Below are 17,745 nucleotides of genomic sequence, written 5' to 3' on the forward strand. Positions count from 1 at the left end.
CCCGTGTTCTCCAAAATCCTGATCGCCAACCGGGGTGAAATCGCCCTTCGAGTCATCCGAAGCTGCCGCGAGATGGGCATCAAGACGGTGGCCGTGTACTCGACCGCCGACGAGGACTCGTTGCACGTGCGTTTCGCCGACGAGGCGGTGTGTATCGGTCCGCCCGCCTCGCGCGAGAGTTATCTGAACATCCCGCGCGTGATGGCGGCCGCCGAGATCACCGGCGCCGAAGCCATTCATCCCGGCTATGGTTTCCTTGCCGAGAACGCGAGCTTTTCTGAGATCTGTCACGATTCGGGCATCAAGTTCATCGGACCCTCGCCCGACATGATTCACGCGATGGGCAACAAGTCCCTCGCGAAGAGCACGGTGCAGCGCGCCCAGGTGCCCACGGTGCCCGGCAGCGACGGCGTGGTGGATTCGCTCGAGCAGGCCGTGGCCATCGTCGATCACATCCCGTTCCCGATCATCATCAAGGCGTCGGCGGGCGGCGGCGGCAAGGGCATGCGCATCGTGCGCGACCACGAGAGTTTCGAGAAACACTTCCTGATGGCGAAGGCCGAGGCCGAGAAGTCGTTCGGCAACGGCGACCTCTACATCGAGAAGTACATCGAGAGTCCGCGGCACATCGAGATACAGATCCTGGGCGACCAGCACGGCAACGTAGTGCATCTCGGCGAGCGCGACTGCTCGATACAGCGCCGTCATCAAAAACTGATCGAGGAATCGCCCTCGCCCGCGGTGGACGAGGCCCTGCGCCGCAAGCTGGGCGACGCCGCGGTGGCCGCGGCAAAGAGCATCAACTACGAGGGCGCGGGCACCATCGAGTTTCTTCTCGACGGGGACGGGCGTTTTTATTTCATGGAGATGAACACACGCGTGCAGGTCGAACACCCCGTCACCGAGCAGGTGGCAGGCCTCGACATCGTCCGCGAGCAGATCCGCGTCGCCGCCGGCGAGAGTGTCGAACACATCGTGTTCCGCCCGAACGGCCACGCGATCGAATGCCGCATCAACGCCGAGGATCCCGCGCACGATTTCCGTCCCTCGCCGGGCCGCATCGTGAGCTGGCATCAGCCGAGCGGCTATGGCGTCCGCGTCGATTCACACGCGTACCAGGGCTACGCTATCCCCTCGCACTACGATTCACTGATCGCGAAACTCATCGTGCATGCCGACACGCGCGAGGAGGCCATTCGCCGCATGGCGGGCGCGCTCGACGAGTTCGTGATCGAGGGCGTCAAAACCACCATACCGTTTCACCGCGCGGTGATGCGCCACGAGGCGTTCCGCTCGGGTGTCTTCGACACGCATTTCCTCGACACGCACGACGTGTCGCTGTAATTCAGAGCGTCTTCCATTTCTTTCATCTCGCACAGGAGCACATTATGGAATTCCCGGTCGATCTCAAGTACACCGACACGCACGAATGGGTCAAGGTCGAGGGCGACATCGCCACGGTCGGCATCACGGCATTTGCAGCCGGCGAACTTGGCGACGTGGTGTTTGTCGACATCCCCGAAAAGCGCCGTGTCGCCATGGGTGAATCCTTCGGTTCGATCGAAGCCGTGAAGACGGTGTCGGATCTCGTCGCGCCCGTGTCGGGCACGATCACCGAGATCAATCCGGGACTCGAGGGCGCGCCCGAATCCGTCAACAGCGATCCCTACGGCGAGGGCTGGATGGTGAAGATGAGCATCGAGAACGCCGCGGAACTCGGCTCGCTTCTCTCGGTGGACGACTACAAGGCCAAAATCGGCAAATAACACCGGCCGTGCGCTTCTGGAGGCAGGGAACGGTGTTGCGCCTTACCCTGCCTCCGCTGTTTCCGGACCCACCCCCTGATTTCGGATATTCGTATCCGGCACATCCATCATTGGAGGATCGATGCACCACCACGAGTGGATCTGTGTCATAGATTTCGGTTCGCAGTACACGCAGCTCATCGCGCGGCGCGTCCGCGAACTCGGCGTGTATTCCGAAATACACCCGCCGCACTCCGCGCCCGCAAAAATCCTCGCCTCGCCGCCCCGCGGCATCATCCTGTCGGGCGGACCCAGCAGCGTGTACGAGGACGGCGCGCCGAACGTGGACCGCGCGGTATTCGAGACCGGGGTGCCCGTGCTCGGCATCTGTTACGGGCTGCAGCTCATGGCGTCACATTTTGACGGCAGCGTCGACCCCGCGGCGCGGCGCGAATTCGGCAAGGCCGAGCTCGTAATCGACGACGCGACCGACGATCTTTTCCACGGCATTCCGCAGCGCTCGCGCGTGTGGATGAGCCACGGCGACTCGCTCTCGCGCATCCCGGCGGGATATGAGAGCATCGCGCACACCGACAACGCGCCGATCTGCGCCATCCGCAACGCGGCCAGACGGCATTACGGCGTACAGTTCCATCCCGAGGTCGTGCACAGCCAGCACGGCACACAGGTGCTGGGCAACTTCCTCACCCGCATCTGCGGCTGCGAGGGCGGCTGGTCGCCGCGCTCGTTCATCGAGCAGAGCATCAGCGACATCCGCGCCTCCGTCGGCGAGGGCGACGTGATCTGCGGCCTCAGCGGAGGAGTGGATTCGGCCGTCGCCGCCGTGCTGCTGCACCGCGCGCTCGGCGAGCGACTGCGCTGCATACACATCGACAACGGCGTCATGCGCAAGGACGAGAGCGCGACTGTCGTCTCCGCCTTCCGCGACGTGTTCCACATTCCGCTCAAACATGTCGACGCGAGCGCGCTCTTTCTCGAACGCCTGCGCGGCGTCACCGATCCCGAGAAAAAGCGGAAGATCATCGGCGCCACGTTCATCGACGTGTTCGAGACCGAGGCGGCCGAATGGCGCGACGCCGCCTGGCTCGCGCAGGGCACGCTGTATCCCGACGTCATCGAATCGGTGAGTTTCAAGGGGCCGTCGGCCACCATCAAATCGCATCACAATGTGGGCGGACTTCCCGAACGCATGCGCCTGAAACTCGTCGAGCCGTTCCGCGAGCTTTTCAAGGACGAAGTGCGCCGCGTCGGCGTCGAACTCGGCATGCCGACGTCGATGATCAACCGCCATCCCTTCCCCGGACCCGGCCTCGCGATACGCATCATCGGCGACATCACCGAGGAGCGTCTGCGTATTCTGCGAGACGTCGACGAGGTGTTCCTTGACGAGATCACGGCGGCGGGGGAATACGACAACATCTGGCAGGCCTTCGCCGTGCTGCTCCCCGTGCAGTCGGTGGGCGTGATGGGCGACTCGCGCACGTACGAGTTCACCGTGGCGCTGCGCGCCGTCACCAGCGTCGACGGCATGACCGCCGACTGGGCGCGGATCCCGTACGACATTCTCGAGCGTATCTCGAACCGCATCATCAACGACGTCCGCGGCGTCAACCGCGTCGTGTACGACATCAGTTCCAAACCTCCAGCGACCATCGAATGGGAGTAATCGCGCGATGAATGAACACCGCATCTCGCATTTTCTCGACAAGGCGCAGTACTGCGAGGACCATCAGCTCTGGCTCGAGGCGGCGCAGTATTACCAGCGCCTCATCGCCGAGGCGCCCGAGACGCTCGAGTTCCATCTGCGCCTGGCCGCGGTGTACGGCGAGATGGGCAACGTGCACGCCGCGGAGCGGGTGCTGCTGAAACTGCTGGCGTTGGACGCGCCGAAACAGGACGTGCTCCTCGCGCTTGGCACACTCTTCTACAAGCACGAAGATCTGGACAAGGCGCTCTTTTATTTCGAGCAGCTCGTCCCGTTCCGCGTGCCGCAGGCGCATGTGACCATGGGTGTCATCGCGTACCGCCGCGGTGATTTTGTGACCTCCGAGCGACACTTTGCGCGCGCGCAGGAGTTGGATCCGGCCGGCGCGGGCATACGGCTGCTGCACGCCGAGGTGCTGATCACCATCGGGCGACCCGAGCAGGCGGAAAAGATACTGCGGAAACACGCGAAGGAACAACCGGCCGATTGGAAGGCGCTGCATCTGCTGGGCATCGCGCACGGCGCGCAGCACGACTGGGAACGCGCCGCGCTGGCTTTTGCCGCGGCGCTCCGCGCGCAGCCCGACGACATCGATCTGCTCTGCGCCAGCGCGGGAGCCCTCATGCAACTGCGCCGCATCTCCGACGCGGAACAGCAGCTCCGCGCGGCCTATCAGCTCTCGCCCGACGCGCCCGCGGTGCTGAACAGTCTTGGAGCGCTCGCGCTTCTGAAGGCCGACCGCGAGAAGGCCATCACGTTTTTTTCGAAGGCCCTCGAGATCGATCCGACCAATGTTGTGGCGCTCGAACACGTGCGCCTGCTTTCGTCCACGGGGCGCTAGCCATGCGCGGGCGCAGGGGATGCGTCGCAGCCGCCGCGGTGGCGGTCCTTCTCTGCCTGCTGCCCGGTCCGCGCGCGCATGCGCAGGACGAGGATGCGGTCCGTCAGCGTGTGGAAGCAGCGTTTCGCGCGGCCCTCGTACATTTCGAGCAGCACGAGTACGTCGATGCCGGAAATGAATTCGATTGGATTTGCGCGGCCGAACCGCCGCACGTCCGTTCGACCGCCGCCTGCATCATGGCGGCGCGGGCCTGGTTTCTTGCGGGAAACACCGGACGCGCGCGCGCGATTCTTCTCGAATTTGAAAGGCGGTTCCCGAAGAGCAGCTACGCGGCCGAGGCCGTGCTCCTTCTCGGGGAGGCGGCCGCGCGACTCGGAGATCATTGCACCGCGCTGCGCGCATTTTTGGATGCACACGCGGCGGCCACCGATCCGGGGCTGCGGCGGTACATAGAGACGCAGGTCGATTCGGCCGTCATCGGCGGTGTGGAGTGGGCCGATCTGCACGCGATGATTCTCACGGCGAATCCGGAAATCGCCTCGCTGGCAATACTGCGCTGGGCGGATCTGGAGGCGATGAACGGAAGGGCGTCGAACGCGCGTCTCGCATTGCTGCACATTCCGCGCACGCCGCTCTCGCGCCGCTTCGCGGAACTGCTCGAGCAGGTGCATTACCGGCTCGCCGAACCGGGCGACTCGCTTATCGTTGCTGTCGCGCTGCCCGAACCCGCCGACTCAAGCGGCGAGGCGGCGATGCTGCGCGATATGGACGCGGGCATCCTGACGGCCTTTCGTATACACCATGCGCGCGGAGGACTGCCGGTGCGCGCCGTACACCCGCCGAGCGCGGCATTCGACACGCTCGACGGGTATTTCCACACGCTGCGCGGAGACCGGCGCGTGGTAGGCATCATCGGCGGCATGTTCAGCGCCGACGCAGCAATCATCGCGCGCGCCGCCCGCGGCACGGGCATCCCGTGTATCATCCCCGCCGCCACGGCGGCGGATCTCGTGACCGTCTCGCCCAACATCATCCAGCTCAACACGCCCTTTGCCGCCCGCGGCTCGTTGTTGGCGCGGCATGCGGCGCGCACCTTCCCCCGCGCGCGCTACGCCGTGCTCGCCCCGCTCGAAGGATTCGCGCGTCCTATCGCCGAACGTTTTGTCGAGACGGGACGCGCGCTGGGACTCGACATCTCCGTCGTTTCCTGGTATGCGTCGGGAACAAAAGACTTCCGAGCGCAGTATAAGACTGTGACGGAGAAGATCGGGCGCCCCGATTCCACCGTGGTGCTCTTTGCTCCCGTTGCCTCGACGGACGATCTGTTGTCCGTTCTCGCTGCATACAAACAATCCGGATGCAGGGCTGTGCTGCTCGGCGCCGGCGACTGGAACCACCCTGAACTGCTCGAGCGGTACGCGACACCCGACATGACCATCATCTTCGAGTCCGACTACGCCGTAAATCCGGGATTCTCGCAATACCGGGATTTCTTCTACGCGTATCGTGGCGAGACGCGGCGCGAACCTTCGCGCAGCGCGGTATTCGGCTATGATGCGGCGCGGTTTTTTCTCAGTGCCATGTCCGGTGGTTCGCTGCTGCGCGACGACATCCTGATCCGCATGCGCACGAATTTCCTCGGACTGCGGTCACCCATCGATCTGCGGGACCAGAACGTGAACATGGGCATCAATGTCATGGCATTTGAACGCGGCAAGGTGGTGCGCATCGCGACGGTACCCGACGAGTAGCGGTCCGCGCCGGCAAGGGGGAGACCGATGCCGGACAAAGACACACGTTCCATTCCATCGTGGCCTCGCAACGAAAGGCCGCGAGAAAAACTGCTCGAGCGCGGACCGGAAGCACTGTCCGACGCCGAGCTGCTCGCGATCGTGTTCCAGACCGGCGGTCACGGCCGGACGGCCGTCGATCTGGGGCGCGCGCTGCTCGCGACCTACGGGGATTTCCGCGAACTCTCCCGCCGACCCGTGCTCGAACTCCGCGAACACCCGGGTATTGGCTCCGCCCGCGCGGCCATCATACACGCGGTGTTCGAGATAGGGCGGCGTCACGCCTCGCTCCGCATCGATGCGGGCGACGCCATCGCCGGACCGGAGGACGTCGCGCACATGTATGTGCCGCGCATGCGTGATCTGCCGCGTGAACGTTTTATCGCGCTGCTGCTCGACAACGCGGGCCGCGTCATCAAGGAGAAGGTGATTTCGGAGGGCTCGGTGAACGCGAGCATCGTGCATCCGCGCGAGGTGTTTCACGCGGCGGTGACGGAGCTGGCGAGCGCTGTCATTCTCCTGCACAATCACCCGAGCGGCGTGCGCACGCCCAGCCGCGAGGATCATGCCATCACAAAACAACTGGTCGAAGCCGGGCGCCTCATGGACATACCCGTCCGTGATCACGTCATTATCTGCGGCAGCAGTTACGTGAGCTTCGCCGAGAACGGCTGGTTATGACTTCTTGTCGCGGCGTCCCGGCCACAGGGAGTTCAAGCGCTCGCGCAGAGTCGCTTCGCGTCCCGAATCCACGGGATTGTAATACACCGTGTCGCGCAACTCCTCCGGCAGATAATTCTCTGCCACAAAATGGCCGGGGTATTCGTGCGGATAATTATAGCCGGCGCCGTAGCCGATTTTTTTCATAAACGTGGTCGGCGCGTTGCGCAGATGCAGCGGCACATCGTAGGGCGGCTTTGTGGCGGCGTCACTCATGGCCGCGTCGATGGCCGTGTACGCGGCGTTGCTCTTCGGAGCGCAGGCGAGATAGGCGGCGGTCTGCGCGAGAACGATGCGCGCCTCGGGCATGCCGATGGCATGAACCGCCTGAAAACACGAGGTGGCCAGCAGCAGGGCGTTCGGCTCGGCATTGCCGATGTCCTCGGAGGCAAGAATGATGAGCCGCCGCGCGATGAACAGAGGATCCTCGCCGCCGTTCAACATGCGCGCCATCCAGTAGATCGCCGCATCGGGATCGCTGCCGCGCACCGATTTGATGAAGGCCGAAATGATGTTGTAATGTTCTTCGCCGCCCTTGTCGTACTTGGCAAAGGCGCGTTGAAAGGCCTCCTCGAGCACCTGTTTCGTGACATGTACACGCCCGTCCTGCTCGGCGAGCAGGCAGCACATTTCCAGCCCGTTGAGCAGCGCCCGCGCGTCCCCTCCGCTGTAGGCGATCAGCATGCCCGGGTCATCCAGGACTATCTCGAGCGAGGACAGATAAGGATCGGATTCAATGGCGCGCTGCAGGACGGTGGCCAGGTCCTCGGGCGTGAGCGGCTGCAGCACAAACGTTTTTGCCCGTGACCGGAGCGGACCGATGACTTCAAATGATGGATTCTCAGTCGTGGCACCGATAAGTGTGATATCGCCTTGCTCAACTGCTTGCAGGAGCGCGTCTTGCTGGGATTTGCTGAAGCGATGTATCTCGTCGATGAAGAGTATCGTCCCAGCGCCCTCCTCGGCGGTGGCGGCGTTGCGGGCAGTGTCGATAATGGCACGGATATCCTTGACACCAGAGGACACGGCGCTGATTTGATGGAAATGCGCTTTCACGCGCTCCGCAAGGATGCGCGCGAGTGTCGTTTTTCCCGATCCGGGCGGTCCCCACAGAATCATGCTCACCACACGACCGCGCTCGTACATGCTGCGCAGCGGTTTGCCCGGCCCGAGAAGGTGAACCTGGCCCACGTAGCTGTCGAGTGTCCTGGGCCGCTGTCGCTCCGCCAGCGGTATGGATGTCTCAGGCCACGAACTCATCTCCCGTTTCCTACTTGCCGACGCGCTGTGTGTCTGCGGCGCGTTTTGCGGCGCGGGTGCTGTCGGTGGTTTTTAGAAGGCCGGAGTCTTTGCCCTGAACGGGGGTGTATTCATTCTTGAATTCCACGGCGCCACCGACGGCGGTGCGCTGCCGCGACTCATCGGTGCTGCTTGGCTGCGTCTCCCGCATTTTTTCGGACCTTTCGGCGGCGGGAGCGGCCTGGTCGGCCTTATCGGATATGTTTGCTTTAACGTCTTTCAGCGCATCCTCCGCTTCCGTCGGATTCGCGGACGAGGGGTTGGGCGCGTCGGCTTCACCGCTTCCTGCTCCGTGTCCTCCCGGGGTGTTGTCGCTGCGATACAGGAATTGGTACTGAGCGGGGGGCACGTTTCTCTTGAGCTGCGGTGAAATGCCGTTGATCGCGCCCTCGTTCTGCCGCGGCTGTGCTTCGCGTTCCGGTGCCACGGGAGTTTGTGGAACCGACGTCGGCGGAGAGGGCACAAACTGCGGGGTGGTGTGCAGATCCGGTGCGGCATGACGTGTTTCCGGCGACTGCAGGAAACGGATCCCGAGAATGAGGAGAAATACCACTGCAAGTGATCCGGAAAGCACACCGAGACGGCTGCCCTTGAAAAGGAATTCCTGAAAAACGAAGCGTTTCCCTCCGCGCCGTCCAGCGTCCGGTTCCGCCGCAAGACGATCCAGTACACTCTGCTCGAAATCGGCCGAGGGGCTCACCATCGGCAGGGATTTCAGATCCCGCAGCATCGGATCCAGATCGCGTCCCGTGTGCGGATCCAATTCCTGACTCGGTCCTGGAGATTTCATACGCGGCTCCTAGTCATAAATATCTTTCAATAGATCGCGTAACATCGTTCGACCACGGAAGATACGCGATTTCACCGTGCCTTCTGACACACCTGTGATTTCGGCGATTTCTTCGTAGGAGAATTCCTGCACGTCGCAGAGGATCACTGCCTCGCGATAGTTGGGCGGGAGTTGTACCAGTGCTTTTTGAATGTATCGATACTTGAATGCGTTGTCGGCGACACGGTCGGGCATGGGTTCCCCATCGACAAGCGGGAGGTACTCCTCGTCCCCCGCGTCGGGTTTCCAGGTCAGCGGTCGCGAGAAGCGCGTCCAGGGCCGACGCAACTCGCTTCGGCAGTAATTGCCTGCGATCGTGAACAGCCAGGTTGAAAATCGTGCGCATGATTTGTACGTGTCGCGTTTCTGATACATACGGATGAAAACTTCCTGAAGGACATCCTGCGCAACGTTCATCGATCCGATATACCGGAAGATGTACGACATCAGGGGGTCCTTGAACCGTCGCATCAGCTCCACCAGCGCGTCTTTCCGATCAGCTTGAAGCAGGCGCGCGAGATCCTCGTCGGAGGCGCTTCTCAGATTCACGGGGGCGTCAGTTGCCGGGTCTACTACTTCTACGCTTGCAATCGAAAGTTGTTCCCGGGATAGGGTCATCTTGCTGTTTTTTCAAACGTGCCTAGCTTCGACAATGATCTGGTACAGCAGGCGCGGAATCACCATACGCTCCAATGCCGATTTTTCGCTGCCGCGCGATTTTAATTCCAGATCGGCCGCAAGAAGATATCCAAATATTTTTTCGAATTCGAAGTCATTTTTTACCGACCCGCGCACTTTCTTCAATTGCTGGTAGTAATACGTCGAATTGACGCCGAGTGCCCGGGCTTCGGCCTCGTCGTTTGTATTACCGGAATTGAGGGGGATCTGCCAAATCATGGAGTACTGCTTTGCCAGATAGCCGATCAGGGCCGTGGCGCTGCCGGTTTCCAGATACCCGAGAGCGGTCTTTTCAGCGGCGGGAAGATTGCGCTCACAGAGCCGGTCCCACACCGCAAACATGTTCGAGGACGGGGACGCACCCACAAAGGTGAGCACGTCGGACTCGGTCACAACGCGCCTTCCCGCGACCGCGGCATGGAGTTTTTCGCATTCACCAACAAGCGTGCGCGTGTGCAGGCCTTTCAAGGCCAGCAGCACACCTATTGCGCCGGCCGAGGCATCGTGCCCGAGCCGCGCGAGTTCCTGGCGCACTATGTCGGCCGCGCCTGGCTCCTTGAGTTCCTTGTACTCGAGCGTGACATCGGCCTTGAACACGTTTTTTGGGTCTTTCAGGTAGGCCACAACATCAAAGGCCGGACCCGATTTTTTCCCGTCGCTTTTTTTCTTTGCGGAGCGGGGAAGCGTCTCCGCGGTGAGTATCAGAACCGTATCCGGCGAGGGATTCTGCACATATGCGGCCAGAGCGGGCTCCGGAAGCAGTTTCACCGCGTTGCGCACCACAACTACACGTTTTTCCGCCATGAACGGAAATGCGTTCGCCGTGTTCACCACCTCGGCGGCCGAGCACTCTGTGCCGTAGAACACCGTGTAGTTGAATGAACGGTCGCCATCACCGATGGCCGCGTCGGCCAGTTTGCGCATGTCGCGCTCGATCAGGAAGTCGTCGACCCCGTACAGGTAATAGACCCCCGCAAAGTGGCGCCTGTCGATGTGGTTCTTTAATTCACCGGGCGACATGGTTGCGGGCTCCGATCAGGGGTGCACAATGCCGGCCGACAGAAGCGCAAGCAGCACACCCGCGAGTACGATGCGATACACAACAAAGACGTAGGTGCTGTGTGTGCGGAGATAGCGGAGCAGAAACTCGATTGCCAGAAAACCCACCACCCCCGAGACGACGGTTGCCACAAGCAGCGCCACTCCGAATTCCGAGACGAGTGTTTCGCGCAGTTTGTAGAGTTGGTACACACCGCTGAGAGCCACGGCGGGCACGCTGAGGAGAAAGGAGAACGCCGCGGCGGACTCGCGTTTCATGTTGAGGAAAAGACCCGCCGTGATGGTGGTGCCGGAACGTGACGCGCCTGGAATGAGCGCGACCGCCTGCGCAACACCGATGAGCATCGTGTCGAGCAGCGTCAGATCCGCCTCGCCCCGCGCGCGTTTGGAGACACGTTCGGCCGCGACGAGGAGCAGTGACAGAATTACCAGACTCGCGGAGATCACGTAGAGCGAGCGGAATGTGGTTTCGATAAGGTCCTTGAACACGAGTCCGCACACGGCGATGGGAAGTGTGCCGAACACGATCCACCATGCCATCGCGGAATCGCGCGTCGCGAAGGGTTTGCCGCGCAGTGTCTCGCGCAGACCAGCGGCGAGCAGCCGGCCGAGATCGGCGCGGAAGGCGACGAGTACCGCGGCGAGCGTCCCGATCTGTGTGACGGCGGTGAAGGGCGCGCCCGGATCCGGCCAGCCGAGCAGAGCGGGCACGACGCGCAGGTGGGCCGTGCTGCTCACGGGCAGAAATTCGGTAAGGCCCTGCACGGTGCCGAGCACTATGGCCTCGATGATGCTCATGTCCGCCTCGGATCGCCGCGTCGGGTCACAGCGTGACGATCTCGTTCCATTGCAGGGAATCGAGAATGCGGAAGGTGGCGCGTGTCGTCGCGATGAGACTCTCGACCGGGATCACACTCCCGCTCCTGTTGCGTATCGCCTGCAGGAAGCTGCGCACTTCGTCGCGATGTCCCTTGTCGCCGGAGCTTTTTTTCACCTCGCGTTTTCCGCCGCGGTACAGTTCGAGCGACATGAAGTTGTTGAGCACGGCCGTGGAGCCGGCATTGGACATGGTGATGCGCTCTTTCGGAACCCCGTTGTCGCCGTTGGACACGTAGGTGATGATGCCCAGGGAGCCGTCACTCATACGCATCGTGATGTTGAGCGTGTCGCAGTTCGTGACGGCCTCGCTCTCGGACGCGATTCGTTCAGCGTGTACACGCGCGGGAGCGGAACCGGTGAGAAACTGTATGGTGTCGATGAAGTGGCAGACCTCGCCGACAATGCGGCCGCCCCCGTCGATGGGGTCGTGCGTCCAGTGATCGGCGGGCAGGAAGCCGGCATTCACGTAGTAGTGAATCACCGAGGGTTCCTTCGCGCTCGCAAAAAACGATTTCATGTCGCGCACGAGAGGCGCGAAGCGGCGGTTGAATCCGACGAGCAACTGAAGGTGCCCGTTGCTGCTGCCGGCGGAGGCCAGCAGCGGCTCGAGTGTCGCGAGCTGCGCCTCGTTGAGGGCGAGGGGTTTCTCGACAAACACGTGCTGCCCGCGTTCGAGCGCGCGGCGTGCGAGCTCCGCATGATCGCCGTGGCGCGTGGCGATGAAGACGGTGCCGATGCGTTCGTTGTGGAAGATCTCGTCGGGATTTGTGCTGTGATTGCGGAAGCCGAATTTTGTGGCCATGTCGGCGCTCGTGAGGCCCGACCGGTTGCAGACCGTGTCGAGTGTCACACCCTCGGCCTCCTTGAGGTGGGGGAGCAGGTAGCCGCTGGCGAAGTTGCCCGCGCCGATGAAGCCGATGGTCAGCGATTCGCGCCGCTGGGAAATCTGGATATGTGGATCGGATTTACCCGCATTTTGCACGGCCGCCAGCTCCTCGGGGGCGAGGTCGTCATATGTGAGGACGATGCCGATGTACGGCTCGCGCTTTTCGCCCTCGATCAGCGCGTACGCGTCGAGGGCGCGGTCCACCGGGAAGCGGTGCGTGGTGAGCCGCTCGGTGCTGACCCGTTTGTTTTCGAGCAGATCGAGATAGGCCTGCATGTTGCGGTTTTCGGTCCAGCGCACATATCCGATAGGGTAGTCGAGACCGTCGAGTTCGTAGTCGGCGTCGTAGCGGCCCGGACCGTAGGAGCGCGACATGCGGACGTCGAGCTCCTTCTGATAGGCGGGGGAGCGGGGCAGATCCAGCGGCGTGGCGCCGACGAGGACGATGCGTCCGCGTTCGCGGGTGATTTTGCCGGCGAGCACCATCGGATCGTTGTCGTGCGTGCCCGCGGTGATGATCACCGAATCGGCGCCGTGGCCGCGCGTGTGTGAGGCCACCAGGGCTTCGACCGGGTCGTTGTGCCGGTGATACGCCGCCGCCGCGCCCGAGGATTTTGCGAGGTCGATCACGACGGGATCGATGTCGATGCCGATGACGGTGCATCCGTTCGCCGCGAGGAACTGCACGGTGAACTGGCCGAGCAGCCCGAGGCCGATGACGACGACGGTTTCGCCCAGCGTGGGCTCGGCCTGACGCACGCCCTGCAGCGCGATGGCAGCGATGGTCGAATACGCGGCCGATTCCATCGACACGGTCGGAGGAATTTTTGCGACGAGATTCCGCGGCACGACAACGATGTCGCTGTGATGCGCAAATTCGGCGCCGGCGCAGGAGACGCGGTCGCCGATCTCGATGTCGCGCACCCACTCGTCCACCGCCAGCACCACGCCGGCGCTGCTGTATCCGAGCGGCGCCGCGCTGTCGAGCTTCGACATGATGCGCTTGTAGGTGGTCAGAAGTCCGGTGCGGCGCACTTCGTCCACCACTTTGCGCACCTCGTCGGGCTGGCTGCGCGCGCGCTGCACCATCGACGATTTGCGGGAATCGATTGTTGTTTTTTCCGTCCCCGCGCTGATCACGGAGAAATAATTTTTCACGAGCACCATGCCGCGTCTCAGTGCCGGAGGGGGCACGGAAGCCACGTCCATCTGGCCTGTCCGCTTGTTTTGTGCGATCTGTTTCATCGCGGAAAACTACGGATTGACCGAGTCTTTTCCTATCTGAAGGACGGAGCGCGACGCCGCCTTCACCCCGCTTACCTGTTCAACAGGCGGCGGCCCTTCTGCGATTCGAGGATGCGCCGCACTTCCTTCATGAACGTGTCCTCGAACACGACGAGCTGCGCGATCTGTTTGGTGGAGAGGAGGTCCTTCAACCCGAGGACGTAGTCGCGGCGCGCCGCGGCCATTTCGGCGGCGATGTTTGTCAGCGCGGTGATTTCCTTCTGGACGTCGGCTTCGGAAGGTGTGCCTTTCGAGAGAGTGCGCAGCCGCGCGAGAATGTCCTGCCGCTGCTCGGCGCGGGCCTTTTCCGACGCGCGGAATTCCTTCTCGCGGGCGAAGAGCCGTATGGCCTGCTCCTCGTTCAGGTCCAGCGCCTCGATCATCTTCAGATGCCGGTATTGCTCCAGTCGCTGCCGGCCGTTGACGCCGCCCGGCTCGTCGTCTTGCGCGCAGGCGTTTGCGGTGAGGATCAGCGTGAGCGGAAGGAGGAGGAGGAGGGGAAAATATCGGGTGTTCATGGTGACTCCTGTTTGGCAACAGAGTGGGGGCGTCGAATGCGGGCGTGGGAAGTGTTCCCGATGTGTTACTGGGCCGGGACCGATGGAGCGGCGCTGTCGATAGCGTCGGCGGGCAGCAGCTCGAACAGGGTCTCGTCGTCGAGATACGCGCTTCCGGCGCGCACAAGCTCGGGGTATGCGACATCGGAGAACAGGACGCCCGTGACATCGAGTCCTTCGAGGGCCGCGTCGGAGACGGCGGGCAGCGTTGTTGTGGCGCCGCCATCGGCCGCGTTTGCCGCGACGAGTTCACCGCGCAGCGAGTCGCGCTGGGTTTCGTCGAGACTACCCAGGATGGTGCTGATCTCGTGCGTCGAGACAAGCGTGTCGTCGGACGGCGGTATATTCGGACCAAAAAGTATGATTCCCACGAGCAGGCAGGCCGCGGCGATACCTGGAAGCGCGAGGCGCGTGAACAGGGGGCCCGGCCTCCAAGCCCGCGCGCGCGGCGCGTCGATGCGCGCGTTGACCGCGACGATGAAGGAGGCATCGGTGAACATTGGACGCGGCGCCCGCTTCTCAACGGAGAGTATCGTGAAGAGGGGACGCAACTCGTCGACACGCGCGCTGCAATCCGCGCATTGCGCCAGATGCGCTTCGACCTCGCGCGCGGCCTCGTCGCCGAGGGCGCCGGCAAGATAGTCGGGCAGTTCAGATTGAAGGGATGTGCATCGCATGTTTGACATGCTCCTCGATTTTGCGCACGGCGTGAAAATAGTTGGCCTTGAGTCCGCCCACGCTTGTGTTCAGCAGCGCGGCGATTTGTTCGTAGGGCATTTCTTCGTAGTAGCGGAGCAGGAACACCTGCTTTTGTTTTGTTGGTAGTGTGTCGATGGCCGCCTCGATGAGGGTGCGCGTCTCGCTCTGTTCCATCGTTGTGTCGGGCGCGTCGGCCGCGTCGGAGGGCGCGGAGTCGATGATGCTGTCGATGTGAAAAAAGTTGCGCAGGTTTTTCCGACGAAGGTGGTTGAGACTGAGATTCCGGGCGATGGTGTACAGCCATGTGAAGATTTGTGAATCGCCGCGGAAATCCGCCACGCCGTGGTAGGCGCGCACAAAGACGTCCTGCGCGATATCGAGGGCGTCGTCATGGTCCGACACCAGACGCCGGACCAGCCAATACACCTTGTCCTGATACCTCCGCACGACCTCATTGAACGCATCGCGCCTGCCTTGCCTGCACAGCGCGATCAATTCCTGGTCGGTTCGGTTTCTCATTCGTGTGCTTTTCTGGTCCGCAATTTAGAAACATGTGCCGCATCTGGGTTTAATCTCGATAACATCATGTCACGAATCAAATCAAAACCCGATGGAATAGTGTTGTAATTCTTTCAATAGCGCTTGCTTTTGAGTTTGTCTTAGCTGATTTTTGTTGGAGCATCATCCACATTCGCCCCACTTCTACGAAATAGTTGCAAACCTCAAAGTCACACGCTCCGTCACTGGGTGCCTCGGAGCAGGCAGCCAATATTTGTGCGTTCCTCGGTTCGCCGGTTCTGTTCTATGACAGACAGACCGGTATACACGCAGCGAACGCCGAAGGTGTGGCGTGGCTCGAGCGGCACGAACTCCGGGAGGGGATGCCGGGCTTCGAGAAGCTGTTCCTGCCGGAAATCGGTAGTGAGACACTGGCCGAGGGTTTCGAGGCGGTGGCGGCGGGCGCGGGTCCGCGTCTGCAGCGCTGCGCGCAGCTCGATGCCGACGGCGCGAGTGTGCCGTTTCTGTTCCTGCTCTCGCCCGCGTCCTTCGAGGGGCGCGATTCGGTATGCGTGCAGCCGCTGGACGTGCCCATGCCGCAGCACGAGGAACCGCGGGGCGATCTCAATCTGCTCGTGAAAGAACGCACGGCGGAGATCTCGGAATTAAACGGCTTTCTCACGGCAATTGTTGACAGCAGCACCGAAACGTGCATCATCGCCATCGGAACCAACGGCACGATACTGAGTTTCAACGAGGGCGCCTGCCGCATGTTTCTGCATATACGCGCCGACGTGGTCGGACGCATGCATGCGTCACGGCTTTTCGACCAGGCGGCGGAGGAGGACGGGACGTACGCCGCGCTCGAGCGCGAGGCGCGCACGCGCGGCAAGTGTCAGCGCATGGTGACGCTGCGGCGCCGCGACGACGGTGTGTTTCCGGCGCTCATCGACCTGACGCCCCTGCTCAGCGCCGACGGTTCGCTGCTCGGCACCCTGCTCATCGGGCGCGATGTGACCGAGACGTTGCGCACACAGCGCGCGCTCGAGGAGAAAAAGGACCAGCTCGAGTTCATGAACCATCTGTCGCTGGGCATCAGCCAGACCCTGGAACTCGAGGCCATCTGCTCCATCGCGCTGCAGCGCCTCGTCGAAAAATTCAACGGCGTGCTGGGCGGGATCTTCCTGAAAAATCGGACGGACGGCTCCCTTGCGCTCGTTGTCAGCGAGCCGCGCGCGCTGCGCGGTCGGTACGCGGAAATGCTCACGCCGTCGCCCGACGACCGCGTGCTCGCGGAAGAGGGCGAGGTGCTGCTGCACGACTTGTCGCACATGGCGATTCTGACAGCGGCCGACGGCACCGCGCATCCGCGCTCGAAACTCATCCTGCCCCTGCTGCCGAAGGCCTCGTTCCTCGGCATGCTCGTGATACTCGTCAAGGAGCCGCTCACACGGTCGGAGGAATTCCTCAGCTTCCTCTCCGCGCTCGGCATGACGGTGGGAGGGGCCATCGAGAACGCCATCCTGTACTTCGAGTCGCTCAAGAAATCCATCGAGATCAAAAAGCAGAACCAGGAACTCGACGAGTTCGCCTACGTGGTGTCGCACGATCTCAAGGAGCCGCTTGCGGGCATTTCGTTCATCTCGAACCTGCTGATGGACGAGTACTACGACACACTCGACGACACGGCGAAAGTGTACATCAACAACCTGAAGGACTTCTCGCAGAGGCTCGGGTCGCTCATCGACTCGCTGCTCGAGCTGTCTCGCATCGGCCGCATGAATCAACCCATGGAGGCCGTGAAGATCATCGACGTGATCAGCAGCGTGAGCCAGAGTCTGAGCTTCAGGATCTCCACCAAGGAGACGCAGATCACACTTCCCGAGGAACTCCCGCAGGTGCACGGCGAACGCACGCGTGTCGAGCAGGTGTTCTTCAACCTTCTGAGCAACGCGATCAAGTTCAACGACAAGGACAAGGTTGTCGTGGAAATCGCGTGGAAGGAATTCGACGAACGCTTCTACGAGTTTTCGATCCGCGACAACGGTATCGGCATCGAACCCCAGTACTTCGAGAAGATCTTCAAGATCTTCGAGCGTCTGCATCAGCGCGAGGAGTACGAGGGTAACGGCGCGGGTCTCACCATCGTGAAAAAAATCGTCGAACATCACGGCGGCAGAATTTGGCTGCAGTCGGAACTCGGCATGGGAACCGAATTCCATTTCACCCTCCCCAAGACACCTCAATGAACGCGC

16 protein-coding genes are annotated in these 17,745 nt (G+C 62.2%); 7 read left to right on the forward strand and 9 right to left on the reverse strand.

From position 1 onward, the window contains the following. Positions 1-3 precede the first annotated feature (3 nt). The 6 genes from accC to radC all read left to right on the forward strand — a co-directional run bounded on the left by accC (position 4) and on the right by radC (position 6,783). Positions 4-1,344: an acetyl-CoA carboxylase biotin carboxylase subunit gene (gene accC / locus HY962_03805; protein MBI5646032.1), complete on the forward strand. Its 1,341-nt coding sequence runs from the start codon at positions 4-6 to the stop codon at positions 1,342-1,344. A 44-nt stretch (positions 1,345-1,388) separates the two neighbouring features. Then, positions 1,389-1,766, forward strand: a complete 378-nt coding sequence (gene gcvH / locus HY962_03810; protein ID MBI5646033.1) for a glycine cleavage system protein GcvH — start codon at positions 1,389-1,391, stop codon at positions 1,764-1,766. Positions 1,767-1,887: 121 nt separating this feature from the next. Further along, positions 1,888-3,432 (forward strand): glutamine-hydrolyzing GMP synthase, encoded by a 1,545-nt coding sequence (gene guaA, locus HY962_03815; protein MBI5646034.1) that lies wholly within the window; start codon positions 1,888-1,890, stop codon positions 3,430-3,432. 7 nt (positions 3,433-3,439) lie between these two features. Further along, the gene (locus tag HY962_03820) at positions 3,440-4,312 is read left to right on the forward strand and encodes a tetratricopeptide repeat protein (protein MBI5646035.1); all 873 of its coding nucleotides are present in this window, start codon (positions 3,440-3,442) and stop codon (positions 4,310-4,312) included. A 2-nt stretch (positions 4,313-4,314) separates the two neighbouring features. Beyond that, positions 4,315-6,063: an ABC transporter substrate-binding protein gene (locus tag HY962_03825; protein ID MBI5646036.1), complete on the forward strand. Its 1,749-nt coding sequence runs from the start codon at positions 4,315-4,317 to the stop codon at positions 6,061-6,063. A gap of 27 nt (positions 6,064-6,090) precedes the next feature. Next, positions 6,091-6,783 (forward strand): DNA repair protein RadC, encoded by a 693-nt coding sequence (radC, locus tag HY962_03830; GenBank protein MBI5646037.1) that lies wholly within the window; start codon positions 6,091-6,093, stop codon positions 6,781-6,783. Here the strand turns inward: radC and HY962_03835 are convergent. The 9 genes from HY962_03835 to HY962_03875 form a co-directional block, all read right to left on the reverse strand. Continuing rightward, positions 6,778-8,082: a replication-associated recombination protein A gene (locus HY962_03835; protein ID MBI5646038.1), complete on the reverse strand. Its 1,305-nt coding sequence runs from the start codon at positions 8,080-8,082 to the stop codon at positions 6,778-6,780. The genes radC and HY962_03835 overlap by 6 nt on opposite strands. Positions 8,083-8,092: 10 nt before the next feature. Continuing rightward, positions 8,093-8,911: a hypothetical protein gene (locus HY962_03840; GenBank protein MBI5646039.1), complete on the reverse strand. Its 819-nt coding sequence runs from the start codon at positions 8,909-8,911 to the stop codon at positions 8,093-8,095. A gap of 9 nt (positions 8,912-8,920) precedes the next feature. Continuing rightward, positions 8,921-9,499 carry a sigma-70 family RNA polymerase sigma factor gene (locus HY962_03845; GenBank protein MBI5646040.1) on the reverse strand — a complete coding sequence of 193 codons (579 nt, stop codon included), beginning with the start codon at positions 9,497-9,499 and terminating at the stop codon, positions 8,921-8,923. An 81-nt stretch (positions 9,500-9,580) separates the two neighbouring features. Then, positions 9,581-10,648, reverse strand: a complete 1,068-nt coding sequence (gene holA, locus HY962_03850; GenBank protein ID MBI5646041.1) for a DNA polymerase III subunit delta — start codon at positions 10,646-10,648, stop codon at positions 9,581-9,583. A 15-nt stretch (positions 10,649-10,663) separates the two neighbouring features. Further along, positions 10,664-11,485: an undecaprenyl-diphosphatase UppP gene (gene uppP, locus HY962_03855; GenBank protein MBI5646042.1), complete on the reverse strand. Its 822-nt coding sequence runs from the start codon at positions 11,483-11,485 to the stop codon at positions 10,664-10,666. Positions 11,486-11,510: 25 nt separating this feature from the next. Then, positions 11,511-13,697, reverse strand: coding sequence for a bi-domain-containing oxidoreductase (locus HY962_03860; protein ID MBI5646043.1), 2,187 nt, complete (start codon positions 13,695-13,697; stop codon positions 11,511-11,513). Between the two features lie 71 nt (positions 13,698-13,768). Continuing rightward, positions 13,769-14,254, reverse strand: a complete 486-nt coding sequence (locus HY962_03865) for a hypothetical protein (protein MBI5646044.1) — start codon at positions 14,252-14,254, stop codon at positions 13,769-13,771. A gap of 65 nt (positions 14,255-14,319) precedes the next feature. Beyond that, positions 14,320-14,970: a zf-HC2 domain-containing protein gene (locus HY962_03870; GenBank protein ID MBI5646045.1), complete on the reverse strand. Its 651-nt coding sequence runs from the start codon at positions 14,968-14,970 to the stop codon at positions 14,320-14,322. Next, on the reverse strand, positions 14,945-15,511 hold the full coding sequence (locus HY962_03875) for a sigma-70 family RNA polymerase sigma factor (protein MBI5646046.1): 567 nt from the start codon (positions 15,509-15,511) through the stop codon (positions 14,945-14,947). Before HY962_03875 ends, HY962_03870 begins: the two co-directional genes overlap by 26 nt. 194 nt (positions 15,512-15,705) lie before the next feature. Between HY962_03875 and HY962_03880 the strand changes: the two genes are divergently transcribed. Then, positions 15,706-17,739 carry a PAS domain-containing protein gene (locus HY962_03880; GenBank protein ID MBI5646047.1) on the forward strand — a complete coding sequence of 678 codons (2,034 nt, stop codon included), beginning with the start codon at positions 15,706-15,708 and terminating at the stop codon, positions 17,737-17,739. Positions 17,740-17,745 lie beyond the last annotated feature (6 nt).

It is taken from the genome of Ignavibacteriota bacterium, from assembly GCA_016218045.1.
Lineage (GTDB): Bacteria > Bacteroidota > Ignavibacteria > SZUA-365 > SZUA-365 > JACRFB01.